Source organism: Microbispora sp. ZYX-F-249, from assembly GCF_039649665.1.
GTDB lineage: Bacteria > Actinomycetota > Actinomycetes > Streptosporangiales > Streptosporangiaceae > Microbispora > Microbispora maris.
The window spans coordinates 75802-101082 of sequence record NZ_JBDJAW010000015.1 but is presented as its reverse complement, the minus strand read 5'-3'; the positions used below and the strand labels follow the sequence as shown (position 1 = coordinate 101082).

19 protein-coding genes are annotated in these 25281 nt (G+C 73.0%); 4 read left to right on the top strand and 15 right to left on the bottom strand.

Annotated features, from left to right (window positions below):
* Nucleotides 1-21: 21 nt before the first annotated feature.
* From AAH991_RS19525 to AAH991_RS19460, 14 genes are all read right to left on the bottom strand, one after another.
* Complete coding sequence (locus AAH991_RS19525) at nucleotides 22-957, bottom strand: PLP-dependent cysteine synthase family protein (RefSeq protein WP_346227291.1); 936 nt, start codon at nucleotides 955-957, stop codon at nucleotides 22-24.
* Nucleotides 954-1631 carry a TRM11 family SAM-dependent methyltransferase gene (locus tag AAH991_RS19520; protein ID WP_346227290.1) on the bottom strand — a complete coding sequence of 226 codons (678 nt, stop codon included), beginning with the start codon at nucleotides 1629-1631 and terminating at the stop codon, nucleotides 954-956. Before AAH991_RS19520 ends, AAH991_RS19525 begins: the two co-directional genes overlap by 4 nt.
* Complete coding sequence (locus AAH991_RS19515) at nucleotides 1631-2923, bottom strand: MFS transporter (RefSeq protein WP_346227289.1); 1293 nt, start codon at nucleotides 2921-2923, stop codon at nucleotides 1631-1633. The genes AAH991_RS19520 and AAH991_RS19515 overlap by 1 nt, the downstream gene beginning before the upstream one ends.
* On the bottom strand, nucleotides 2920-4182 hold the full coding sequence (locus tag AAH991_RS19510) for an ATP-binding protein (protein ID WP_346227288.1): 1263 nt from the start codon (nucleotides 4180-4182) through the stop codon (nucleotides 2920-2922). The genes AAH991_RS19515 and AAH991_RS19510 overlap by 4 nt, the downstream gene beginning before the upstream one ends.
* A complete protein-coding gene (gene epsC, locus AAH991_RS19505; RefSeq protein WP_346227287.1) occupies nucleotides 4179-6110 on the bottom strand; it encodes a serine O-acetyltransferase EpsC in 1932 nt (643 codons plus the stop codon). Before epsC ends, AAH991_RS19510 begins: the two co-directional genes overlap by 4 nt.
* Entirely contained in the window at nucleotides 6110-6334 is a 225-nt protein-coding gene (locus AAH991_RS19500) for a tautomerase family protein (RefSeq protein ID WP_346227286.1), read from the bottom strand. Before AAH991_RS19500 ends, epsC begins: the two co-directional genes overlap by 1 nt.
* 47 nt (nucleotides 6335-6381) lie before the next feature.
* Nucleotides 6382-10257: an amino acid adenylation domain-containing protein gene (locus tag AAH991_RS19495; RefSeq protein ID WP_346227285.1), complete on the bottom strand. Its 3876-nt coding sequence runs from the start codon at nucleotides 10255-10257 to the stop codon at nucleotides 6382-6384.
* 297 nt (nucleotides 10258-10554) lie between these two features.
* Nucleotides 10555-11301, bottom strand: coding sequence for a sirohydrochlorin chelatase (locus tag AAH991_RS19490; protein ID WP_346227284.1), 747 nt, complete (start codon nucleotides 11299-11301; stop codon nucleotides 10555-10557).
* The gene (locus tag AAH991_RS19485) at nucleotides 11298-12461 is read right to left on the bottom strand and encodes a uroporphyrinogen-III synthase (protein ID WP_346227283.1); all 1164 of its coding nucleotides are present in this window, start codon (nucleotides 12459-12461) and stop codon (nucleotides 11298-11300) included. The genes AAH991_RS19490 and AAH991_RS19485 overlap by 4 nt, the downstream gene beginning before the upstream one ends.
* On the bottom strand, nucleotides 12458-12814 hold the full coding sequence (nirD, locus tag AAH991_RS19480) for a nitrite reductase small subunit NirD (RefSeq protein WP_346227282.1): 357 nt from the start codon (nucleotides 12812-12814) through the stop codon (nucleotides 12458-12460). Before nirD ends, AAH991_RS19485 begins: the two co-directional genes overlap by 4 nt.
* A complete protein-coding gene (gene nirB / locus AAH991_RS19475; RefSeq protein ID WP_346227281.1) occupies nucleotides 12811-15264 on the bottom strand; it encodes a nitrite reductase large subunit NirB in 2454 nt (817 codons plus the stop codon). Before nirB ends, nirD begins: the two co-directional genes overlap by 4 nt.
* A complete protein-coding gene (locus AAH991_RS19470; RefSeq protein WP_346227279.1) occupies nucleotides 15261-16670 on the bottom strand; it encodes an FAD-dependent oxidoreductase in 1410 nt (469 codons plus the stop codon). Before AAH991_RS19470 ends, nirB begins: the two co-directional genes overlap by 4 nt.
* Nucleotides 16667-18784 (bottom strand): molybdopterin oxidoreductase family protein, encoded by a 2118-nt coding sequence (locus AAH991_RS19465; protein ID WP_346227278.1) that lies wholly within the window; start codon nucleotides 18782-18784, stop codon nucleotides 16667-16669. The genes AAH991_RS19470 and AAH991_RS19465 overlap by 4 nt, the downstream gene beginning before the upstream one ends.
* A 199-nt stretch (nucleotides 18785-18983) precedes the next feature.
* Nucleotides 18984-20339, bottom strand: a complete 1356-nt coding sequence (locus AAH991_RS19460; protein WP_346227277.1) for an MFS transporter — start codon at nucleotides 20337-20339, stop codon at nucleotides 18984-18986.
* 472 nt (nucleotides 20340-20811) lie between these two features.
* Here AAH991_RS19460 and AAH991_RS19455 point away from each other — a divergent pair, with 472 nt between their 5' ends.
* Nucleotides 20812-21639: a peptidoglycan recognition protein family protein gene (locus AAH991_RS19455; RefSeq protein WP_346227276.1), complete on the top strand. Its 828-nt coding sequence runs from the start codon at nucleotides 20812-20814 to the stop codon at nucleotides 21637-21639.
* Between the two features lie 288 nt (nucleotides 21640-21927).
* Here AAH991_RS19455 and AAH991_RS19450 read toward each other — a convergent pair whose 3' ends face one another.
* Entirely contained in the window at nucleotides 21928-23388 is a 1461-nt protein-coding gene (locus AAH991_RS19450; RefSeq protein ID WP_346227275.1) for a hypothetical protein, read from the bottom strand.
* A gap of 296 nt (nucleotides 23389-23684) precedes the next feature.
* Between AAH991_RS19450 and AAH991_RS19445 the strand changes: the two genes are divergently transcribed.
* The 3 genes from AAH991_RS19445 to AAH991_RS19435 all read left to right on the top strand — a co-directional run bounded on the left by AAH991_RS19445 (nucleotide 23685) and on the right by AAH991_RS19435 (nucleotide 25234).
* On the top strand, nucleotides 23685-24335 hold the full coding sequence (locus AAH991_RS19445) for a class E sortase (RefSeq protein WP_346227274.1): 651 nt from the start codon (nucleotides 23685-23687) through the stop codon (nucleotides 24333-24335).
* 16 nt (nucleotides 24336-24351) lie between these two features.
* A complete protein-coding gene (locus AAH991_RS19440) occupies nucleotides 24352-24492 on the top strand; it encodes a hypothetical protein (RefSeq protein ID WP_179155138.1) in 141 nt (46 codons plus the stop codon).
* Between the two features lie 148 nt (nucleotides 24493-24640).
* On the top strand, nucleotides 24641-25234 hold the full coding sequence (locus tag AAH991_RS19435) for a snapalysin family zinc-dependent metalloprotease (RefSeq protein WP_346227273.1): 594 nt from the start codon (nucleotides 24641-24643) through the stop codon (nucleotides 25232-25234).
* The last annotated feature ends 47 nt before the right edge of the window (nucleotides 25235-25281 follow it).

Genomic DNA, 25281 nt, shown 5'->3' with positions numbered 1-25281 from the left:
CCGTGGCGGCCGGAGCGGCGGTCAGGCCGGCCACCAGCTGAGGTAGCGCTCACCGGTGTCGGGGAAGATCGTCACGATGGTCTGCCCCGACAGGTCCCGGCGGCGCGCGAGTTCCGCGCAGCCGTACGCCGCCGCGCCCGAGGAGACCCCGACCAGCAGCCCGGTGGTGGCCGCGATGAGGCGGGTCATGCGGGCCGCCTCGGCGTCCGGCACGGTGATCACGTCGTCGATGAGGGTGACGTCGGTGACGGGGCTGATGAAGCCGCCGTTGAGGCCGGGGATGCGGTGCGGCCCGGGGGGACCTCCGGACAGCAGGGGTGAGCCCTCCGGCTCGGCCGCGACCACGCGCAGTCGGGGGTTGCGCTCGCGCAGGTAGCGGGCCGTTCCGGTGAGCGTGCCGCCGGTCCCGACCCCGCAGACCAGCACGTCGACCTCGCCGCCGGTGGCGGCCCAGATCTCCGGTCCCGTGGTCGTGTAGTGGGCCATGACGTTGGCGTGGTTCTCGTGCTGGCGGGCGTACCAGGATCCCGGGACGGCGGCGTGCAGTTCCAGCGCCCGGTCGACGCAGCCCTGGAAGCCGAGGACGTGGTCGGTGAACTCGACCCGGGCGCCCAGCATGCGCAGGGTCAGCGCGCGCTCCTTCGAGGCGTTGTCGGGCATCACCACGATGCACGGGTAACCCCTGCTGACCGCGAGCGCAGCCAGGGCGATGCCGGTGTTGCCCGAGGTGGACTCGATCACGGTCGCGCCGGGGGTCAGCGCGCCGGACGCCTCGGCCTCCTCGATCATGCGCAGCGCCACCCGGTCCTTGATGCTCGACAGCGGGTTGGCCGCCTCGAGTTTGGCGAGCACGGTGGCGCCCGCGGGCAGGCCGTCGAGGGCGAGCCGGAGCAGGGGGGTGTTGCCGATGAGGTCGTCGATCCTGGTCGCTATGTCACTGCGGACGAGGGGGATCATGCCTGCTCCTTCGCGGCCACCAGCAGGTATTCGTGCGAGCGGTTGGTCACCATCGGGTCGTCGTCGCTCACCGGCCGGTCGTAGCAGTGGATCCGCTCGTCCCCGAGGGTCAGGTGCCTGCCGAGCACCCGGGCGACGTCCCAGGCCAGCGGCACGAACCTGCCGCCCAGCCGGCGGTTCTGCACGGCGAGCACCGCACGCGCGCCCGGCCGCATGATCCTCGTCACCGCGGCGAACACGTCGTCGAGCGCGCTCAGGTAGTCCTCGTAGTCGCGCAGCGCGTAGAGCTGACCGTCCACCGTGGAGTCGGTGTCCAGGTTGGTGCCAAAGTAGGGCAGGTCTCCCAGGACGAAGTCCACCGACTCCTCGGGCAGCGGTGGCTTGCGGGCGTCGGCGCACAGCATCGTCTGGCCGGGATACGCCTCCAGACGCCGGCGGGCCTGCTCCGCGCGCTCGGGCGAGACCTCCAGGCCGATGCCCTTGCGGGACTCGACCGCGCACGCCACCAGCGTGGTGCCCCAGCCGGCGAACGGGTCGAGCACGACGTCGCCCGGCTCGGTCATCTCGGCGATCAGCGGCCGCAACTGGCTGACCCAGCCGCACTGCCCCGCGGCCTCCGGCAGCGCGTACGCGGGGTCCTCTCCCCGCAGCACGTGCCAACTCGATCTTCCCATCAGTCCACACCAGCCTTCTGTGTCGCCGTCGCGGCGCGACGGTCATCCGGTTGCGTCTGTTCGGGGTCCTCGGGTATCCGCGGGTGGACGGCCTGGGCGGGCAGCCGGGACTCCAGGCGGAGCATGGTGAGGGCGGAGCAGGCGACGCCCGCCGCGAGCAGCAGCCACATGGAGGCCGGCGACAGGCTCAGCAGCGCGGTCAGCACGGCCGGGGCCAGTGTGGTCGGGATGGCCCAGGAGAACTGGTAGGTCGCCATGTATCTGCCGTGGGTCTCCTCGGGGGCCGCGCTCGACACGAGCGCGGACAGCGGCGCGCCGTGCAGCATCTCCCCCAGGGTGAACAGCGCCGTCGCGGCGAAGACCCCGGCGAGGGCGACCGACTGGACGGTGACCCCGGCCAGCAGGGCGAACACCGCGAACGACGCCGCGAAGGTGGCGGCGCCCGCCGCGACGGTGCGGGTGCGCCGATACCGGATCAGCCGCCGCGTCACCGGTATCTGCAGCAGCGCGATGCCCACGGTGTTGACCGCGTACAGCACGCCGACCAGCGAGGCGGGGACGCCCAGTTCCTGGGTGACGTAGACGGGCAGCGCCACCGACAGCACCATGTAGCCGAAGGCGGTCGGCACGTTCTGCAGGGTCAGCGCGAGGAAGGTCCGGTCGCGCAGGACGAGCCGGTATCCCCCGCCCCGCCGGGCCGGCGCCGCCCGCCCCGCCGTACGCGCCTGTCCGCCGGGAACCGGGATCGTGCGGAGGATCAGCGCGGCGCCGACGAACGCGGCCGCGCTGACCAGGACGATCACCCGGTAGGCGGCGTCGCTGCCGAGGCCGAGGGCGGCGCCCGCGATGAGGCCGCCCGCGCCGAGGCCGGCGTTGCGCAGGCTGCGCTGCGCGGCGAGGAGCCTGTCCCGGTCCGCGCCCCGCGCGATCGCGGCGACGAACGACTGGATCGACGGCGGGTAGGAGCCGTCGCCGAAGGCCACCAGCGCCACCGCCAGGAACATCGTCAGCGGCGAGTCCACCAGCGGGTAGGTCGCGAACCCGGCGGCACGCACCAGGTAGCCGCCGACGACGACGGCGCGCGCGCCGAACCGGTCGACCAGCATGCCCGCGACGGGGTTGCCCACCAGGCTGAACAGCGCCGCCACGGTCATGATCACGCCGACCCGTTCGATCGGCAGCCCGGTGACGTGGTGGAAGAACAGCAGGGAAAGGGGCAGGTACATGCCGCTGCCGGTGGCGTCGATCACCATTCCGGCCATGTACCGCGCCCGCGTCGACGGGCGGGTCACGACGGCACCGCCTCGATCCGCACCTGCTCCTCCAGCCGGGCGCCGAGCGACCGGAGCCTGCGCTCGCACTCCGCGCGGGTGGGGGCGGATGCGATGGCCACGGTCAGGAAGTCGGCGGAGCCCGAGGCGGGCGGGACCACCTGGCCCGGCCGCGCGTAGAGCCAGAAGTGCTCCACCCAGGGTTCCCGCGGCGCGTCCGGCAGGGCCTGGATCAGTCCCGGCCGCTTCATCATCAGCACCTGGCCGGCCATCCGCGCCGGCTCCGGCCGTCGCCCGGGGCGTACGGCCCGCTCCACGTCCGGCAGAGGCAGGCCGAGCTGGGCCCGGATGGAGCATTCGGCGAGGTTGACCCCGAACAGGGTGTGGAAGACCTCGCGGATCTTCCCGCCGCCGGACCGGCAGGCGATCTCGCACAGCACCAGCCGATCGTCGGGCGTGTGGAAGATCTCCGCGTGGAAGGCGTGGTCGCGCAGCCGGCCGCCGGGCCGGCGCAGCGCCGCCAGCGTCCGCCCGGTCAGCTCCAGCAGGCGGCCGGTGAGCGGGTCGCCGGGGTCGAGCGCCAGGTCGACCCGGGAGCCGGGGTCGGTGCCGAACGAGGCGAGCTCGTACTGGTACTGGGAGGGCCAGGCCAGCACGACCTCGCCGTTCACCACCAGCCCGTCGACGTGGCACATGCGGCCGGGCACGTACGCCTCCAGCAGCAGGTCGTCCCGCCGCGAGCCGTACGCCTCGGTGAGGAAGGCCGTCAGCGCCTCCCGGTCGCGCAGGATGCGCAGGCCGATGGAGTTGAACCCGGACCTGTTCTTGAACACCAGGGGGAACCCGTGGACGTCGGCGAAGGCCAGCACGTCCGCCGCGGTCTCCGGCACGGTGTGCGGGGCGACCTCCACGCCGGCCCGCGCGGCGTGCTCCTTCATCAGGGCCTTGTCCCGGAACGGCAGCACGTCGCCGGCCAGGGGACCGGGCAGGCCGAGCTCCTCGCGCAGGGTCGCCACGCGCAGCACGTCGGCCTCGTGCTCCCCGATCAGGTGCGTGGCGCCGTACTCGGCGGCGAGCCGGGCGATCCGCCCGGGCACCTCGTCGTCGTGGTCGAAGAGCTCCAGGTGCGTGTAGCCGAGGTCGCCCTCGGGAATCGGCTCGCCGAACGGCTCGAACCTGTCGCGGGCGGCGAGGATCACCACCGGGCCCTCGTAGTCGCGCAGCCAGCGGTCGTACGGGAACGGCTCCAGCGGGTTGCGGTGCAGGATCACGACGCTCATGCCGGCGCCTCCGTCAGCGATCGGACCTCGGCCACGCGCGCGAGCCAGGTCCGTCCGTCCTCGCCGGCCACCCGGATCCGGATGGCGTCCCCCGCGATCCGCTCGCCGCGGCGGATCGCCTCGGTCGTGTCGGGGCCGGTCACGGCCACCAGGCCGAGCCTGTCCCAGTTGTCGCGCATGGCGTGCACGGTGTCGCCGGGCTTGGCGGTGACGTGCACGTTCAGCACGCCCTCCAGCGCGGCGGCCTCGGCGACGCCCTCCACCGACTCGACCCGTCCCGGCTCGCTCACCAGCGACCGGACGCAGGCCCCCGCGTGCGCCTCGGGCCGGTCGGGCAACTCGGGAACCAGTCCGAACGGCCACCCGAGCGCGTACTCGATCATGTCGATGCCGTACGCGGCGCGGACGAGCTGGGGGATCATGTCGCCGGCGACGCGGTTGTGGCTCTCGATGATGACCGCGTCGCGGGCGCCGAGCCGCACCTCCGTGTGCGTGACGCCGTCCCTGAGCCCGATCCGGTCGAGGAAGCGGGCGACGGCGGCGCGGATCCGCTCCTGCTCCGGCTCCGCGAGCCGGGCGGGCACGGCGTGGCCGAGCTCGGCGAAGCTGTCGTGGTGGCCGAACTTCTCGGTGATCGCCACGACCACGTGGCGGCCGGCGAAGCTGAACGCCTCGACGCTGAACTCCGGCCCCTCCACGTACTCCTCCATGAAGAAGTCCTGCAGGAGGTACATCGTCGAGACCCGGTCGGTCCGCGTGCCGCGCAGTCCCTCCACGGTCGCCCAGACCCGCTCGGCGTCCTCGGGCCCGGCGACCCGGAAGACGCCGATGCTCGCGGTCGCGTCGGTCGGCTTGACGATGAACGGGTAGCCGTGGGCGGCCGCGAAGGCGTCGAGGTCGCCGCGCCGCAGGAGGGGCGCGGCGGCCACCGCGGACGGGTCGAGGCCGGCCAGGTGGCGGCGCATGGCCAGTTTGTCGCGGAACAGGCGCGTGACCTCGTAACCGGTGCCGCCCAGGCCGAACAGGTCGTTGATCCGTCCCGCGTTCTCCAGTCCCGGCTCGGTGATGGAGACCGCGACGCGGAAGCCGGGCTCCTCCCGCAGTTGCCTGGCGACGGGCTCGACGGCCGCCCAGTCGGTGTAGTCCAGGACGCGCAGGACGTCGGCGAGCCTCTCCTGCTCGGCGTTGACCTTGGTGGGGTGCTGGAGCAGCAGCACGCTCAGGCCGAGTTCCTTGGCCGTGCGTACGGTCTCATCGGTGGCGCCGACGATCAGGACCGTGCTGTCCGGATTCATCGATCCATTCCTTTCGTCAGGTGGTGGGGCCGGGCGGGCCTGAACGGCCCTGTCGCGAGGCTCGGAAACGGCACCCAGGGGGGCGAGGGCGCGCGCGCCGGCGGGCACGTCGCCGACGACCAGCGCCCGCGCTCCGATGACGGCGTCGTCGCCCACGCGCACCGGGCCGAGAACGGTCGCGCCGGCGCCCAGCACCACGCGGGCCCCGATCACCGGGTGCCGCCGTTCCCCGTCCGGACGCAGGTTGTCGCGCCACCAGCCGACCGCTCCCAGGGTCACCTGGTGGTAGATGGTCACGTCGTCGCCCACGACCGCGGTCTCCCCGATCACCACGGCCGCGCCGTGGTCGAGGAAGACCCGGCGCCCGAGCACCGCGCCCGGGTGGATCTCCACCCCGGTGACGGCGCGCGCGAGGAGCATCAGCAACCGGGCCGTCAGCCGCCGGCCGCGCCGGTGCAGCCGGTGGGCGACGCGGTGCAGCCACAGCGCCGGAAGCACCGGGTGCAGCAACGCCTCCTTCCGGTCGAGGACGGACGGATCCCGCTCGACGATCGTCCGCAGGTCCTCGGCCAGGATGCGCAGCAGTCCCGGGGTCCGCTGTCCGCGCGGCGCGGGCGCCTGGTCGTCGTTCATCAGTAGTTCGGGGTCTTACGGAGCAGATGCCCGCGTCCGACGATCTCGGGCTGGTAGACCAGCCGGTCCCACTCCTCCTGCGCGACCGGTTCGAGCGCGATCGAGACGACGCCCTCGTCGCACTCGAAGGCCTCCCGTACGGCGCCGCTCACCGCGGCGATCAGCGCGGCCTCCTGTTCACCGGTCAGGGGGCGCGGAAAGTATTTGATATTGACGTGCGGCATCTTCGCCTCCTCGCGTTCACCGGGGCGAACAGCTGGTGTCGATGGGATCACAGGCCGGGCACGCGGCCCAGGGCTCGCCGCAGCTCCCCCAGGCCCGGCTCCTTGAGAATGCCGTAATGGTCGGCGTCGAGCTCGATCACGGAGGGTGGCCCGGAGAACAATCCGTGCCCGTCCTCGGCGAACGACGGTTCGTCCCCCCGGGCTTTCACTATCGTCACCGGCGCGTTGACCGGCCGTTGCGCTCCACCTCCGATCTGGATTCTCATCTGATACGTCCGGGCCACGGTCCGGACGATTCTCCGCACCAGATCGGGGTCGATATCCGGGAAATGCGTGCCGACGAACGACACGAAAGCGTCCTCGTCCCCGACCTCCTTCAGGCAGTCCTCCAGCAATGGCCCGTCCACCCGCCCGGCGAAAACCGAGAACAGAATCGCGAGATACTTCCTGTTGGTGTAGACGGGCTCGTCACCACCGCCGCGATCGCCGCCCGCGCGCACCCGCGGCGACCCGGGAGCGATGAGCAGCAGGCGCTCGACCTGCTCGCCCGCCTCTTCGAGCAGGCGCGCCGTCTCGAAGGCGACGCGCGCGCCGAAGGAGTATCCCCACAGCGTGTACGGCCCCTCCGGCTGGACCCGCCGCAGCGCCCGGTTATCCTCCTCGGCCATCTCCCGTACCGTGGAATACGGAACCTCTTCCTTATTTATGCCGTAAGCCTGAAGGCCGTAGAACGGCCGGTCAACCCCTATTCCCTCGGCCAGTGACCGGAGGTTCATGGGATAACCACCCAGACCGGGCCAGCAGAAGACGGGATTTCCCGAGCCCGTGGTATTGAGCCTGACCAGACGCGAGGAGGGCCTCGCGCCGCCGGCCCGGACCTCGATCGCGAGTTTCTCCACGGTCGGCGCCCGGAACACCACCTGGAGCGGGAGCGAGCAGCCGAACTCCCGGTTGATTCCCTTCACGAGCGCCATCGCGGTCAGCGAGTTTCCCCGGGAGACGAAGAAGTCGTCCCGCACGGAGACCTTCTCCCGTTTCAGCACCCGCCCCCACACGCGGGCGATCCGTTCCTCGTCCTCGGTGCGGGGGGCGACGAAGGGCTCGCCGGTGAGGTCGGGACCGCCCAGGTCCAGCGCCTCCAGCGCCCTCGTGTCGATCTTCCCGTTGGCCGTGCGCGGCAGCCGGTCGAGGATCACGACCCGATTGGGCAGCATGTAGTCCGGCAGGAACCCGATGAGGTCGTCCCTGACGATCTCCGTCGGGCCCCTCATGTGGACGGTGTCCTCCTTCATCCCCGTGCTCCGCAGCTGCTCCTCGCTGACGCGGCCGCCGACGGCGAAGTAGAACGGGCCGGGCTCCCGGCCGCAGGCGCGCAGGATGCTCTCCATGCGCCGCGCCGACGGCAGGTCGTCGCCGGTCTTCGAGCTGTAACCGGACGACATGAGGCCCAGGCCCAGGTCGTTCATCTGCAGGCGGTGGAGCCTGCGGCCGAGGTCGAGGTAGCCGAGCCAGTCCGGGCCGGGCCTGCCGACCAGTGCGACGCCGAAGCGGGACCGCCGGTAGACCTCCTGGTTGATGGCCACGACGTGCTTCTTCAGGATCACGTCGCCGGAGATCCGGTGCAGGTCGCCGGCCGCGTACCGGTAGAGGCCTTCGTCCAGCCCCCGCACCCTGCCGGGGTGCGCCTGCACGTAGACGTCGAGCGAGTCCTCCGGCCGCGGCCCGGCGTACGGCACCACGGCGAACGTGCCGAGGTAGTCGTCCTCGTCCGCGCACTCCAGGTGGTCCTTCGTCTCGGGCAGGTAGCCGGCGGCCCTGATGTCGAGACCGTGTTCCGGGAGGATCTCCTCGAACAGCCCGACCATGTGGCCGGCCTCGATCTCCAGGACCTCGCGGACGTTCTTCTTGTAGACCGGCTCGATCGCCCGTCGCTTGCCGACGAAGTGGATCCTCAGCCGCGGCGTCGCCGCGGCCGGCGTCTCCCGGATGAGGATCAGCTGGTGCCGGACGGGGTGGTAGTAGTGATATCCGGGCCGCACGCCGTCGAGGCCGCCGATCTCCAGGTACATCTGGGTGGCGTAGAGGGACCCGGGCGAGGCGTAGCCGTACTTCGGCAGCATCCGCTCGTCGCTGGAGAACTGCCCGAAATACCGCAGGATCTCCCCGAGCTCGGCGAGGCCCAGGCTGTCGAGGGCGCGCGGACGGGTGGCCGTGCCCGTCCTTTCCAGCAGCCGCACGATGTCGTCCTTCGTGACGTCGCCGCCCTCGAAGAAGCGGTAGGTCTTGCGGGCGAACACCCGCCGGCGCTGCTCCGCCGTCGCCGTCGCGCCGGGTAGAAGGGTCACCGCCTTGCCGCGGATCTCCGCCTCGTCGCGGCACCCTCCGTCCGACAGCTGCGCCCGCACCTGGAGCCTGCTGTCCTTCGACAGGTGGTGGGCGCCGTGCTCGCCCTGGTCCATCAGGGCCGCTTCCCTGGGGTTCAGCTCGACGTACGCGACGAGCTGCCGGTCCCCGGTGGCGGAGTCGTCCTTGACGACGACCGCGGCGTTGCTGACCCAGTCGTGGCTCTCGATGCCCAGCCTGACCTCGTCCAGCTCGATCCGGAATCCCCGCAGCTTCACCTGGTTGTCGACCCGGCCCGCGAACTGGAGGGTGCCGTCCGCGTTCCAGTACGCCAGGTCGCCGGTGCGGTAGAGCCGGGAGGACTCCCGGCCGTCGCCGAACGGGTCGGCGACGAACCGCTCCGCGGTCAGGTCGGGCCGGTTCAGGTACCCCCGCGCGAGCTGGACGCCGCCGATGTACAGCTCGCCGATCTCCCCCGGGGTCGTCAGCAGGCGGTCGCCGTCGAGCAGGCGGAACCAGGTGCCGTGGGCCGGCGTGCCGATCGGGATCGTCTGCGGGCCGTCCGCGGCGGCCCGCCGGTCGACGGCGAAGCTGGAGGAGTTGATGGTGCACTCGGTCGGCCCGTAGAGGTTGACCAGCTCGCAGTGCGGCAGCGCGTCCAGGCACTGCAGCGCGAGGCGCCGGGAAAGGGCCTCCCCGCCGCTGAAGAGCCGGGTGAGCGAGGTGCACTCCCCCAGCCGCTCGGTGTCGAGCAGCGCCTGCAGGAGGGTCGGGACGCACTGCAGGGTGGTCACGCCGCACGCGACGACGGTGTCGATGAGCGCTTCGGGGTCGCGGTAGAGACCCGGAGCCCCCATGACGACGGTGCTGCCGCAGGCGGGCGCGAGGATCTCCCACTGCGCCGCGTCGAAGCTCAACGGGGTCTTCTGCAGGATGACCCGGTCCCGGTCGATCCCGTGGACGGCGTGCAGCCACCGCATCTGGCTGACGATGGCGCGGTGCTCGATCACCACGCCCTTCGGCCTGCCGGTGCTTCCGGAGGTGTAGACGACGTACGCCGCGTCGCCGGGACTGATGCGGGCCGCGTCCCCGGGGTCGCCGGCCGGCGACGCGGCGGGCCCGTCGGCCGCGTCCAGGACGACGATCGTCGTGCCCCGCGGCGCCAGCTCCGCCAGCCGCGCGGCGAGCGCCCGCTGGGTCAGGATCACCGAGGTCCGGGAGTCCTCGATGATGTAGCGCAGCCGCTCCTCCGGATACTCCGGGGACAGCGGCAGGTACGCGCCGCCGGCGCACAGGATGCCCCACACGCCCGTCATCAGCTCGGTCGACGGCTCGGCGAACAGGCCGACGCGTTCGTCGGCGGCCACACCGAGACGTCGCAGGCGGGCGGCCAGGGCGCTGCTACGCCGGGCCAGCTCGCGGTAGGTGAGGCGTTCGCCGCCGTAGACGCACGCCGTGCGGCCGGGCTGTGCCCGCACGTGCTCCCGGAGCAGGTCCGGCAGGCAGGCGCCGCCGGACTGGGGGCGCGCGGCGGCGATGACGCCCTGGGCACTCGCCTGGGGTTCGTGGTCGAAGGTCACATGGCCTCCTCGTCCGGAGGGCGCGGCGGCGGGGTTCGCCGCTCGTGAAGCACGGGCCGCGGTCCACTCCGGTGGTCACGGGCATGCCGCGCCCCGGCCACTCCCCCCGCCGGACGGATCGGTGGCCGTCCGGCCGGCCCGGCGTCGCAGGCGTTCAACGGCCCCGGGGCCGGCCGGTTCGCGGAGGAGCGGACGTGGACATGCCGATCATGGTGGTGTGCTCGCGGCTCCGCGCACATCTCCCTGCGTGCGCTCCCCCGGGACGGCGGCCCCTCGCAGGGCGCGGACGTGGTCCGTTCAGCCCCGGGCGCCGGAGGCGTACGGCGAGTGGGCGGGCGGGACGGCCGCGGCGCGGCGGAGGACGGCCTCGTCGAAGCGGGCCCAGACGAGGGCGGCCAGGTCGTCGTCGACGCCCAGGGGCGCGCCGACCAGGTCCGCGCCGCTCGTCAGCAGCCGGTCGTGGAAGAAGCCGGGCGCGAGCAGGTAGGAGGCGACGGCGACGCGCGGGGCGAGGCCGGCCCTGGCGCGCTCCAGCGCCTCGGCGATCGTGGGCGTCCCGGCCGAGGCGAACGCGGCGGCGACGGGACGCGAGAGCCGTACGGACAGCAGCCGGGCGGCGGCGCGGACGTCGTCCAGCGCGGCGGGGTCGGACGAGCCGGCGGCGCCCAGGATCACGGTGTCACAGGGCCGCAGGCCCGCCGCGGCCAGGCGCCGGGCCAGCACCGAGGTCAGCAGCCGGTGCGGCCCGAGCTGCCCGGCGACGACCGCGCCGGGCCGGGTGCGGGCGACGACGGCCGGCAGGTCGACGTGCGCGTGGTATCCCCCGGCGAGCAGCATGGGGACCACCACGACCGGTCCCGGCACCCGCGACAACACGTCGGACAGCAGCGGCGCGCTGATCTCCAGGAATCCGAGTTCGACCCGTGCGGCGGGCCTGGCACGGCGCACCCGGGCCGCCAGGGAGTCCATCACCGACTCCCAGTGGCCGCTGCGGGCGCCGTGCGCCGCCATCACCAGCGTCGGGGTCCCCGGCTCCGGCGTCAACGCTCGTCCCGGCCGCAGGCCAGGCGGTAGCCGCGCTTCACCACGGTCTCGACGATGCCCGCGGGGCCGAGCGCCCGGCGCAGGCGGGTGATGGCCATCTCGACCGCGTGCTCGGCCGAGTCGCGTGAGGGGCCGCCGGGCAGCACGACCCGCAGGTCGGCCCGGTTCACGACGTGCCCGGGGCGGGCGGCGAGCCGCTTGAGCACGGCCATCGGGGCGGGCGGCAGCGGCTTGAGCTCGCCGTCGACCACCACGGCGTGGCCGCGGATCTCCAGGTCGTGCCCGCCCGCGACGAGCCGTGTGACGCCGCTTTCCGGCAGGTGGCGGGCGAGGGTCCGGGCGAGCGCGCCGAGGCGGGCCCGGTCGGGCTGGACGGCCCGCACGCCCCGCTGGGTCAGCGGCCCGGCCGTGACCGGGCCGACGCAGGCGGCCACCACGCGGGTGTCGAACGCGGCCAGCAGCGCGTCCTCCAGCCCGTCGGCGCGGGCGGCGCCCAGCATCGCGAGCACCGCGGGAGCGCTGGTGAAGGCCACCGCGTCGACCGAGCCGGTGATCACCTGGCTGATCAGGCGGCGCAGCGGCGAGGTGTCGCGGTAGGGCAGCCACCGGTAGACCGGCACCTCGATCACCTCGGCGCCCGCCTCCCGCAGCGACGCGACGAAGCCGTCCAGCGGCTCGCCGTGCAACTGCACCGCGATACGGCGGCCGCGCAGGTCCTGGGCGAGCAGGTACTCCTTGACCTCCTCGCACGACTCGGTGGCCGGGGTCCAGAAGTCCACCAGGCCGGCGGCCCGCACGGCCCCCCGCGCCTTCGGGCCCCGGGCGAGCAGCCGCGCGTTCCCGAGGTGGGCGTTGAGGTCGGCGGACAGGCCCCAGCCCTCGGCCGCCGCCATCCACCCCCGGAAGCCGACGCCCGTGGTGATGACCACGTCGTCGACGGACGCCTCCAGGCACGCCCGGGTCGCGGCGAGCAGCCCGGCGTCCTCCGCGAGCGGCACGATGCGGATCGCGGGCGCCCGGACGACCCGGGCGCCCCGCCGCTCCAGGAGCGCGGCGAGCTCTTCGCTGCGGCGGGTCGCCGTCACCCCGATCGTGAACCCGGCCAGCGCGTCGGGCGCGGTCTCAAGGGTCATCGGGACCTCCTCCAGCAGCATGGTCATACCACGCTCACCTCCACGGTTCCGTCCGTCACTCGGATGGGATAGGTCGGCACGGCGACGCCGGGGTCGTCCACGCACACGCCGGTGACCAGTGAGAACACCTGCTTGTGCATCGGCGAGGCCACGGTCGGCTCGCCGTTCCTGGTGCCGACGATCCCCCGGGACATCACCTGCGCCCCGCTGAACGGGTCGAGGTTGCCCAGGGCGTACAGGGCGCCGTCGAAGGCGCGGAAGACGGCCACCTGCCGGTCGCCGACGAGGACCGCCGCGCCCCGCTCGGGCAGCAGGTCGGTGTAGGTGCAGACCGGGGTCCAGTGGCCGGCAAGGGCCGGCATCTCGTCGAGGATGGTCATGTGCGGGTCACCTCCAGGGGAATCAGCACCGGCTTGATCTGGTCGCGCTCGGTCTCGAAGGAGATCGAGGGGTCGGGAACGCCGGGGGCGTTGACGAAGCTGACGAAGCGGCGCAGTTTGTCGGGGTCCTCGATGGTGGCGCGCCACTCGTCGACGTACGTGGACACGTGCCGCTCCATCTGCGCGTCGAGTTCCGCGCAGATGCCGAGCGAGTCCTCCATGACCACCTCGCGGAGGTAGTCGAGCCCGCCGTCCAGGTTCTCCAGCCAGGCCGCGGTCCGCTGCAGCCGGTCGGCGGTGCGGATGTAGAACATCAGGAACCGGTCGATGGTCCTGACCAGGTCGTCGGTGGACAGGTCGGACGCGAGCAGGTCGGCGTGGCGGGGCTTGAAGCCGCCGTTGCCGCCCACGTAGAGGTTCCAGCCCTGCTCGGTGGCGATGATGCCGAAGTCCTTCGACCGGGCCTCGGCGCACTCGCGGGCGCAGCCGGAGACGGCCGACTTCAGCTTGTGCGGCGAGCGCAGCCCCCGGTAGCGCAGCTCCAGGGCGATGGCCAGGCCGACCGAGTCCTGCACGCCGTACCGGCACCAGGTGGACCCGACGCAGGACTTCACCGTCCGCAGGGCCTTGCCGTACGCGTGCCCGGACTCGAAGCCGGCGTCCACGAGCCGGCGCCAGATGGCGGGCAGCTGCTCGACCCGGGCCCCGAGCAGGTCGATGCGCTGCGCTCCGGTGATCTTCGTGTAGAGACCGAACTCCCGGGCCACCTCGCCGATCACGATGAGCTTGTCTGGCGTGATCTCGCCGCCCGGGATGCGCGGGACGACCGAGTAGGTGCCGTTCTTCTGGATGTTGGCCAGGAACTGGTCGTTGGTGTCCTGCAGCGCGGCCTGCTCACCGTCGAGGATGTGGCCGCGACCGAGGGAGGCGAGGATCGAGGCGACCACCGGCTTGCAGATGTCGCAGCCGCGGCCGGTGCCGTGCTCGGCGATGAGCTGGGAGAACGTGGTGATGCCGCGGACGTTGACGATGTCGAACAGCTCGGCCCTGCTGTGCGGGAAGTGCTCGCACAGCGCCTTGCCGACGTCGACGCCCGACTTCACCAGGATCTGTTTGAGCATCGGCACGCAGCTGCCGCAGGTGGTGCCGGCCCGGGTGCAGTCCTTGATGCCCTGCACGTCGGTCAGGCCCTTGTCGGCGATGGCCGCGCAGATCCTCTCCTTCGTCACGTTGTTGCAGGAGCAGACCTGCGCGTCGTCGGGCAGGTCGACCGACGCCTTGCCCGCGCCGGCGAACAGCAGGTCGCTCGGCGCGCCGGGCAGCGGCTTGCCGACGAACGGCCGCAGCGCGTTGTACGGCCCGGCGTCGCCGACGCAGATGCCGCCGAGCAGGGTCTTGGCGTCGTCGCTGATGAACAGCCGCTTGTAGACGCCGCCCACGGGGTCCATGTAGGTGACGTCGAGCGCCCCCGACATGGCGCCGAACTGCGCCACCTCCACGCCGAGCAGCTTGAGCTTGGTGGACATGTCGGCCCCGGTGAAGGCGGCCGGCCCGCTCATGATGCGCTCGGCGGCCACCTCCGCCTGGGTGTTGCAGGGCCCGACGAGGCCGTAGACCACGCCGCCCGCGAGAGCGCACTCGCCGATGGCGTAGATGTGCTCGTCGGAGGTGCGCATGCCCGCGTCGACCACGATGCCGCCGCGCTCGCCGACCTCCAGGCCGCAGGCGCGGGCGAGCTCGTCGCGCGGCCGGATGCCGGCGGAGAAGACGACGACCTGCGTGTCGATCGCCTCGCCGCCGGGCTTCACCAGCGAGGCGACCCGGCCGTCCGGGCCCGCCTCGATCGAGCGCACGCCCGCGCCCGTGTGGATGGTGAGCCCGAGCCCCTCGATGTGACCGCGCAGCACCGAGCCGCCGCCCTCGTCCACCTGGCGGGGCATCAGCCACCCGCTCATCTCGACGATGTGCGTGTCGAGCCCGAGCCCGCGCAGCGCGTCGGCCGCCTCCAGGCCGAGCAGCCCGCCGCCGATGACCACACCGGCGCGGGCGTCCCGCGACGCCTCCCTGATGGCGTCCAGGTCGTCGATCGTCCGGTACACGAAGCAGCCCGGCAGGTCCCCGCCCGGCACGGGCGGCACGAACGGCGCCGACCCGGTGGCCAGCACCAGCACGTCGTACGGCTCGCTGTCGCCGGCGTCGGTGGTGACGACGCGGTCCGCGCGGTCGATCCCGGTGACGCGGACGCCGGTCCTGACCGTGACGCCGCCCGGCACCGGATAGGTGAGGTCCTCGACGCTCCTGCCGCTCAGGTAGGAGGTGAGCGCCACCCGGTCGTACGCCGGGCGGGGCTCCTCCCCGAACACGGTGACCGTCCCGTCGAAGCCCCGGTCGGCCAGCGTCGCGATCAGGCGGTGTGCCGCCGGGCCGTGTCCCACTACGACGACTCTCATGCGCTTACGCCCTCCTGCTCACACAGCCAGCCGACGATGCCCTCCACCGCGTCGCGGCAGCCGCCGCACCCGGTGGTGGCCCGCGTCGCGGCGGCCACGGCCTCCACGTCCCGCGCGCCGGACTCCCAGCACGCCCTGATCTGGCCCTTCGTCACGTTGTTGCACTGGCAGACCCGGGCCGAGTCCGGCATCCGGGTGGGGCTGTCGGCCACGGCCGCGCCGCCCACGCCCGCGATGTCGGGGAACAGCAGCCCGGTGCGGTCGCCGGGCAGGGGTCCGCCCCGGTCGAACAGCTGGGTCAGCGTGCCCACGGCGGAGGTCTCGCCCAGCAGGATCGCGCCGACCAGCCGGCCGTCGCGGATGACGAGCTTGCGGTAGGTGCCCTTGTGCCGGTGGGAGAAGCGGACGATCTCCGCCTCGTCCTCGGTCAGCTGGGTCTCCCCCATGGCCGCCAGCTCCACGCTCTTGGCCTTCAGCCGGGTGACCAGCCGCGAGCCGCGGTAACGCGCGCCCTTGTCGGCGCCGGTGACGAGGTCGGCCACGACCGACGCCTGCTCCCAGCCGGGGGCGACCAGTCCGTAGACGCGGCCCGCGTGCTGGGCGCACTCCCCGATCGCGAAGATCGACGGGTCGTCGGTGCGCAGCTCGTCGTCCACGACGACGCCGCGCTCCACCTCCAGACCGGCGTCGCGGGCGAGCCCGACGACCGGGCGTACGCCGCAGGCCAGCACCACCAGGCCGGCGTCGACGAGCTCACCGCCGGCCAGCTCCACGTGCCGCTCGCGGATCGCGCTCACGGTGACGCCTGTGCGGATGGACACGCCGAGCGCGTCGAGCGTCTCGCGGAGGATGAGCCCGGCCTCCTCGTCGAGCTGGCGCTCCATCAGGTGGCCGGCCAGGTGCAGCAGCGTCACCGGGACGCCCCGCCCGGCCAGCCCGCGCGCCGCCTCGATGCCGAGCAGCCCGCCGCCGACCACGACCGCGCTGCGCGCGCTCTCGGCGGCCTCCCTGATCCGCTCGCAGTCGTCCAGCGTGCGGAACGCCGTGGCCCGCTCCACTCCGGGGATCGGCGGGACGACCGCCTCGCTGCCCGTGGCGAGCACGAGCACGTCGTACGGCTCACGCGTCCCGTCGGCGGCGACCACCGTCTGGCAGTCCCGGTCGATGGCGGTGACCGCGACGCCGAGACGGGCGGTCACGCCGTGCTCGCCGTACCAGCGGGGGTCGAGCAGCCGGACCTGGTCCGGGCTCGACGTGCCGGCCACCACGTTCGACAACAGGACCCGGTTGTACGGCTGCCAGGCCTCGGCGCCGAACACCGTGATCTTCACGGCCTTGTCCCGGGCGCGGACCTCGCTCACCAGGCGCGAGCCCGCCATCCCGTTCCCCACCACGACAAGCCTCACGCGACACGCTCCCCGTCTTCGCAGCGCTCGATGGCGGCGGCGCAGACCTTGAACTCCGGCATCCGCGACGTGGGGTCGAGCGCCGGGTTGGTGAGCACGTTGACGCCCTCCCAGTGGAACGGCATGAACAGCGTGTCCGGCCGGATCGAGGCGTTCACCCGGGCGACACCCTCGGCGGCGCCCCGGCGGCTGCGCACCCGGACGCGGTCGCCGGGGACGACGCCCAGCCGCTCGGCGAGGTCCGGGTGCAGCTCCACGAACACCTCCGGCGACGCCTGCGTGAGCGGGCGGATCCGGCGCGTCTGCGCCCCCGACTGGTAGTGGGCGAGCACGCGCCCGGTGGTCAGGTAGAGGGGGAACTCCTCGTCCACGTCCTCGGCGGGCGGGCGGTGGTCCACCGGCACGAGGCGTGCCCGGCCGTCCGGGGTGGCGAAGCCGTCCAGGAAGGGCCGCGGGGTGCCGGGATGGGGCTCCCCCGGCGTCTCGGGACACGGCCAGAACACCCCGGTCTCGGCCGCGATCCGCTCGTAGGTGATGCCGGAGTAGTCGGCGACGCCCCCGGCGGAGGCCCGGCGCAGCTCGTCGAAGACCGTGCGCGGGTCGGCGGGGAACTTCTCGCCGCAGCCGAGCCGCTCGGCGAGGCCCCGCAGGATCTCCAGGTCGGTGCGCGCGCCGGGCGGGGGCGCGGCGGCCCGGCGGCGCAGCAGGACCCGGCCCTCCAGGTTGGTCATCGTGCCCGACTCCTCGGCCCACTGGGTCGTGGGCAGCACGACGTCGGCCATGGCCGCGGTCTCCGACAGCACGAAGTCGCAGACCACGAGCAGGTCCAGCGCCTCCAGCCGCCGCGCGACGTGCCCGGCGCGCGGCGCCGAGACGACGGGGTTGGAGCCGAACAGCAGCAGCGCCTTCGGTCCCCGTGGCGTGCCGAGCGCGTCCAGCAGCTCGTACGCCGACCGGCCGGGGCCGGGCAGGTCGGTGGGGTCGATCCCCCAGACGGCCGCGACGTGCGCCCGCGCCGCCGGGTCGTCGATCTTGCGGTAGCCGGGGAGCTGGTCGGCCTTCTGACCGTGCTCCCTGCCGCCCTGGCCGTTGCCCTGGCCGGTCACGCAGCCGTAGCCGGAGCCCGCACGGCCGGGCAGCCCGAGGGTGAGCGCCAGGTTGACGAACGCGGTGACCGTGTCGGTGCCCTTGGCGTGCTGCTCGGCGCCCCGGCCGGTCAGCACCATCGCGCGCTCCGCCTCGCCGAGGATCCGTACGGCCTCGCGCATCCGCGCGACCGGGACGCCGGTGACGCGCTCCACCCGCTCGGGCCACCAGGCGGAGACGGAGGTGCGCACCGCCTCGAAGCCGGTCGTGCGGGCGGCCAGGTAGTCCAGGTCGGCGTACCCGTCGGCGATCGCGATGTGCAGCAGGCCGAGTGCCAGCGCGAGGTCGGTGCCCGGGGTGACCTGCAGGTGCAGGTCGGCCATCTTGGCGGTCTGGGTGAGACGCGGATCGACGACGACGAGCCTGCCGCCCCCGGACCGCATCGCGGTCAGGTGCCGCACGAAGGGGGGCATGGTCTCGGCGACGTTGCCCCCGGCGAACAGGACGGCGTCCGCGCGGGCGACGTCGGTGATGGGGAACGGCAGACCCCGGTCCATGCCGAAGGCCCGGTTGACCGCGGCCGCCGCCGACGACATGCAGAACCTGCCGTTGTAGTCGATCTGGCTGGTCCGCAGCGCCACCCTGGCGAACTTGCCGAGCTGGTAGGCCTTCTCGTTGGTCAGCCCGCCGCCGCCGAACACCGCCACGGCGTCCGGCCCGTGCCCGGCCCTGACGGCCTCGATCCGGGTTGCGACGTAGTCGAGCGCCTCGTCCCAGCTCACCGGGTCGCCGTGCAGCAGCGGAGTGGTGAGCCGTTCGGGCGAGGTCAGCAGTTCGGCGGCCGTCCAGCCCTTCTGGCACAGGCCGCCGGCGTTGGCCGGGATGTCCTCCCGCGGGGTGATCTCCCCTTCTCTGACGTACATGCCGCACTGCAGGGCGCAGTACGGGCAGTGCGTGGCCGGGCCCACGGTCGTGTCCGCGGCGGCCCGTGAGATCACAGGCCCGGGAGCGTGGAGTGAGATCGGCATGGATCCGATGGTGCTGACAGGCGGTTTCACCGCTGGGTCCCTTCTGTTACCGCTGTGCTACAAGGCGCCAACCGCGCTAACTTCGGTGAGCGCGGCGTGTGAGAGACCCCGTCGTCTCGGAAGCTCACTTGTGCTGTCGCCGCTTGTGAGGCATCGGTCCGGAAAAAGCGGGCGCCGCCCGGGCGCCCGCATCGGCAGTTCAGACGCGGGCGGCCGCCAGGTTCGGCGCGGCCTTCGCGCCGAGGGTGCGCATGTAGCAGAACCAGGTGAGCCCGAAGCAGATCGCGTAGAAGGCGGCGAAGGCCGCCAGCGCGGCCCCCGCGCCGCCGGTGGCGGCGATGGAGCTGCCGAATCCGCGGTTGATGAAGAACCCGCCGAAGGCGCCGATCGCGGAGATGAACCCGATGGCCGCCGACGCGTCGCGCTTGCCGGTCGCCAGCGCCGCCTCGTACTCCGGGGTGCCGGGCTCGACGCCGCCGACGGCCTTCGCCCGGAAGATCGCCGGGATCATCCGGTACGTGGAGCCGTTGCCGACGCCCGCGGTGCCGATCAGCAGCATGAAGGCGGCGAAGAACAGCGCGAAGCTGTGCGCGGTCATGGCCTGCCACACGAGCAGGACCGAGACGATCATCGCGGCGAAGTTCCAGAACGTCACCGAGGCCCCGCCGAGGCGGTCCGACAGCCAGCCGCCGACGGGCCGGATGACCGAGCCGACCAGCGGGCCGAGGAACGCGAGCGAGGTCAGCGCGGCCTGCTCCGGGAACTGCGACTTGATCAGCAGCGGGAACGCCGTGGAGTAGCCGATGAACGAGCCGAACGTGCCGATGTAGAGGACCGACATGATCCACGTCTGCGCCCGGCCGGCCGCCTTGGCCATCTCCCTCGGCTCCGCCTTGGCCGAGGTGAGGTTGTCCATGCAGAAGTACGCCCCGGCGGCGGCTGCCAGGATGAACGGCACCCAGAACAACCCGGCGGCGGCCAGCCCGAACCCCGCGATGACCAGCGGCATCAGCAACTGCACGGAGCTGACGCCGATGTTGCCGCCGGCCGCGTTCAGGCCGAGGGCGGCGCCCTGCCTGTTCTGCGGGTAGAAGTAGGTGATGTTGGCCATGCTGGAGGCGAAGTTGCCGCCGCCGAGCCCGGCCGTCGCCGCGATCACCAGGAAGGCCCAGTAGGGCGTGCCGGGGTCGTTCACCGCCACCGCGAGCAGGCCGGCGGGCACCAGCAGCAGCAGCGCGCTGACCACTGTCCAGTTGCGGCCGCCGAACCGGGCGGGCGCGAAGGTGTAGGGGATGCGCAGCGCGGAGCCCACCAGGTTGGGCAGCGACACGATCCAGAAGAGCTGGTCGGTGGAGAACTTGTAGGCGCCGAGCTTGACGGAGACGATGCTCCACACGGTCCACAGGGTGAACCCGAGGTGCTCGGCCAGGATCGAGAACACCAGGTTCCGCCGGGCCACCTTCTTGCCGGAGCTCTCCCAGAAAGCGGAATCGTCCGGTCGCCAGTCACCTATCCAGCGGCCCTTCCCTGGAGTCGCCGCCTGCGTCGCCGTCATCGTTCCTCCCGCGTCTTCGGCATCTGGGGCCGGTACCAGAAGCTAGGAAGAGCGCGTTACGCACTTTGACCATGCGTGACCGTGCGGCCGTTACATGTGCCGCACCCGCGAAACACGCAATCCACAGGCATAACGGATGCAACATCGGGTTAACACGGGCCCGCCTCTCGTGTGGCCCGCGTTTCGTCCGCGTGACGCCGGGCGGCCCCGCCCGGCCCGCCGTCGTCACGCAAGGTCAGTGCCGCCCGCATCCGGGCCCGTACGGGAAATTTCGCGACATTCCCGCGATCGCGGGACTGCCATTCCATGACCGGACTACGGCGTTTCTCCGCGGGAAATAGCGCGGACATTTCGGTTGACATGTGACCGGTTTTCCGCCCGCAGGAATATCCGCGGCGGAGAAAGGGGATACCGATGCCGCCTCCCGCCGGACGAGGGCCCCCGAGGGCCCGCGTGCACTCGGGGAGGACGGATGTCAGCGGTCTCACGCCGCTCGTTTCTTTCGACGGGGCTCCTGTGGTCGGCCCGCCTGCCCGCGGCGATCCTGGCCGTGCAGGGCGGGATCGCCGCGACGGCCACGCCCGTCTGGGCCGGCGGCCGCCCGCGCCGGCCGCGCGTGTACACCCGGTCCGACTGGAAGGCCGACCCGCCGAGGAGCAAGGCCGAGGTGCTCGACCGGGCGCCCGACCGGCTCGTCGTCCACCACACGGCGACGGCGAACACGGGCCCGGCCGACCTCGATGCCGCTTTCCGGCTGTCCCGGTCGATCCAGCGCTACCACATGCGGCGCAACGGCTGGGAGGACATCGGCGAGCAGTTCACCGTCAGCCGGGGCGGATACGTGATGGAAGGCCGCAACCGCTCGCTGCCGGCCGTCGAGGCGGGCAGGCACGTGCTGGGCGCGCAGGCGGCCGACCACAACGACCACACGCTGGGCATCGAGACCGAGGGGACCTACACCTCCGTCCTGCCCCCGGCCCGGCAGCTGTCCGCGCTCACCACGCTGCTCGCCTGGCTGTGCGACGTGTACGACCTCGACCCGCACGAGGCCGTCGTCGGCCACCGCGACCTCAACCGGACCGCCTGCCCGGGCGACCGCCTCTACGCGTACCTGCCGCGGCTGCGGGACGACGTCGCCCGCCGTCTCGGCGGTCGCGGATCCGGACGGGACGAGCCCCCGCCGCCGCGGCTCGCGCTGTCGGACGGCGCCTACGAGGGGGCCGCGCTGATCGGTGACCTGCCGTACGAGCACGGTCCGGCGGTGGGCCCGCACGACCTGACGAGGCGTGACCGCGCCTGACACCGCTCAGCCGCGACCCGCCCGTGCGCGGGCGGGGGTCGCTCCGGGGACGGCGCGAGCGACACCCGGCGACGCCGGTGGCAACGCAAACGGGCGGCCCCTCGGGGGGCCGCCCGTTTCCGTCGTGTCGTAGCGACGACGCTTCGCGCGCCCGGCTTCCGTCCGTGTGCGGCGGCGCGCTCGGGGCCGAAGTCCGGGGCGGGCCGCCGTCGCCGTGGTTTCCCAACGGCACAGGAACGGCCCGCCCCGCATGCTCCGGCCGGCCCGCCGGGCCGCACCGGCGCCGGTCTACTCCGTGGCCCTGCGGCGCCGCCCCGGCAGCAGGGCGCATCCGAGAGCGAACGCCAGCAGGCCCGCTCCCGCCGCACCCACTCCCACGGGGGCCCCGGTGAACGGCAAGCCCGGGCCGCCGGGGCCGGCGGGGCCGGCGGCGGGGGGGCCTGCGGGGGCGCCGCCCATCATCGGCGGAGCCTGCTCCTCCCAGGAGACGTCCTCGTCCTCGTTCTCGGACTCGGACTCGGACTCCTCGGGCTCGGACTCCTCGGGCTCGGACTCCTCGGGCTCGTTCTCGTACTCCCCCTCGGCGCTCTCCCCGGGCTCCTCGAGGGACGCCTCAGCCGGCATCTCCTCGGGCGTGACGGGCCCCGTGGGAGAGGCGGCGGCCTGCTGCACGGCGTTCTGCACGGGAAGGACCCCGCCGTTGCCCCCCGCGCCGGCGGGCGCCACGACGGGCTGGGCCTGACCGCCGTTGTTGTTCTGGGTGTCGTTGTAGGTGTAGGTCTGGGGCCAGTTGCTCCAGGACCAGTTCCTCGGCTGGAACCAGTTGTTGTTGTTGCAGTTGCCGTTCGGGCAGTTGGTGTTCTCCACCACCTCCGGCTCCGCGACCTGCCGCGTCACGGTCGCGGGCTCGGTCTGCACCACTGGCTCGGTTTGCACTGCGGGCTCGGTCTCCACGACCGGCTCGGTGTCGTGGCCGGGACGCCGCACGCCGTCCTCGACCGCGTCCTCGACCGTGTCGTCGTCCGCGTCCGCCGCGTTCGCGGCGTCCTCCGTGCCCTCGGCGTCCTCGGCGTCCTGGGACTCGTCCTCGAACGATGCGCCGTCCTCGAACGTGCCGTCCGCGCGCAGGCCGTCGTTCCCCACCGGGCCGTACTCACCCGCCGCCGCCAGTACGTCGGCGGTCGCCGGCTCCTGCGCGGGGGCCACGACCGGGGCGGCCGCCGCGACCGTCTTGACGTCCGCCGCGTTCTGGGCGGCGGGCGCGGCGACGGGCGCCGCCTCCTTGACGGGCTCCGCCTCCGGCGCCGCCTCGTTGACCGGTGCCGCCTCCTTGACCGGCACCGCCTCCTTGACCGGCTCGCCCTCGGCGGCCTCCGGGGCCTGCGCGTCCGCCGCCACCTGGTCGTCGCAGGCGCGGTCGGCGTCCGTGGCGACCGGCACCGCGTCCGTGACGGCGTCCGACTGCGCGTCCGCCACTACCGGCACCGCGTCCGTGACCGCGTCCGACTGCGCGTCCGCGGCCAGCGTCGTGGCCGCGCCGCCGGCCGGATCGTCCGTGTTCGGGTCCGTCGTGGCCGAGTCCTTCACACCCTGGACCGCGCCGCCCTCGTTTCCGTTCTGCGCTCCCTCGGGGGTGTCGAGCGGGGGCGAGTACTGCTCCGGCTGAGTGGCGGACGTCGGCTCGGGTGCGTGGGTCTGCGCATTGGCGATCCCATGGGTGCCGAGTGTCAGGCCGCCCGCGACCGTCACCGCCAGAAGAACAGGTACAGTATTTTTTCGCGCCACTTTGGACTCCCGATAACGGTCGCTCAATTGATAGAGCATTTGCCCGGATTGCCAGCGACATTTCGCTGCTCGACTGTTGTATGCGCCCCTCGCGAAGCCGCCTCATTCCGGCGCACGGTGCTTACCGAAGGATCGTTCAGGTTTTCGCTTCGTTGACCACGACCGCACCACTGCCGCTCGCGGGACCGGCCTGCCAAAGAATTCGCCAATGGCCCTCATATGGCCCCGGCCGGGCGCGGCGGGCGGCGATACTTCGGTGCGTGCGCGGGGAAGACAACGGGGCCGCGATGACGGCCGTGCGGGTCGTCGGCGAGCTGTGCGTGCCGGCGGGGCTGGTCCTGCTGCTGTTCTACGCGTACCTGCTCTGGGGCACCGGCGCGGAGACCGAGCGGGAGCAGCGTGTGCTCCAGCAGAGGCTCGGCGAGGTGTTCGACAGGGACCGAGGGCACGCGGGCCCCGGCGCGGTGAGGCTCGGCGACGCCCTGGCGCTGCTGCGCATCCCCCGCCTGGGCGCCGGATACCGGTACGCGGTCGTCGAGGGCGTCGGGCCGGCGGAGCTGCGCAAGGGCCCCGGCCACTACCCCGGCACGGCGCTGCCCGGCCAGGTGGGCAACTTCGTGCTCTCCGGGCACCGCACCACCTACGCCGCGCCGTTCAACCGGCTCGACGAGCTGCGGCGCGGCGACGACATCGTGGTGGACGCGCGGGACGCCCGCTACACCTACGAGGTCACACGCAAGGAGGTCGTCGATCCCGGGGATGTCGGCGTCGTCGACCCCGTTCCCGGCCATCCGGGGCGGCGGCCCACGACCGCGCTGATGACCATGACCACCTGTCATCCCGAGTTCTCCGCGGCGCAGCGCCTGGTCGTCCAGGGCGTGCTCGTCCGCCGCGAGGAACGCCGCAGCTGAACGAGGAAGGCCCGGCGTGTACAGATTCCTCTGGCGGCGGCTGCCCGGCGGCACCGCGCTGCGGCTGGCCGTCGTCCTGCTGCTGACCGGCGCCGCGGTGGCCGCGCTGTGGTACGTCGTGTTCCCCTGGCTGGCCCCCCGGGTGCCGCTCGGGTGAACGTCCCGCCTTCCATAACGCGGCAGTAGGGGAGAACTGGCCTGTCCCCCGCCGGGCCCGCCGAACGTACGTTTGCGGCAGCCCCACCCGAGACACCCCGATCACCGGCGCGTCTCGTGGTGGTCATCCCCCAGCTGAGGAGACCCCGATGTGGATGTCACGGTTCCTCCGGACCGTCGCGGCCCTGCTCACGGGAACGGCCGTGTTGCTCACGGTGTCGCCGGCCCGGGCGGCCGAGCCGGCCCGCGACACGGCGGCGAGCGCGGCGGTGCGCGTGCTGCGGTACGACGCGAGCCAGGCCGCCGAATTCCGCGCGGTGATGGACCAGGCCGCACAGGTCTGGAACGCCTCCGTCACCGGCGTCCGGCTCGTGGCGGGCACACCCGCCGACTTCGTGGTGCTCGCCGACAACGGCTGGCCCCGCACCAGCGTCACCAGGCTGGGCCGGGGCACGATCTGGATGGGCAGGGAGGCGACCGCCGAGGGCTACTATCCCCTGCGGATCGCCACCCATGAGATCGGCCACATCCTCGGTCTGCCCGACCGGCGCACCGGCCGCTGCACCGACCTGATGTCCGGTCACAGCGCCCCGGTGAGCTGCACCAACGCCACCCCCAGCGCGGCGGAGAAAAGCGCGGTCGAGGCGAACTTCGCCGGCTCCGCCCTCCGCGCGGGGGACCTCGCCGGCGGGCTCTTCGTCGACCGTCCCGACGCCGCCCGCGACCCGGTTCCCGTGCCGTAGGGAGTGTCCGGCGCGGTCGCCGTCCCCGGGTCCGGCCGTCGTGGCCA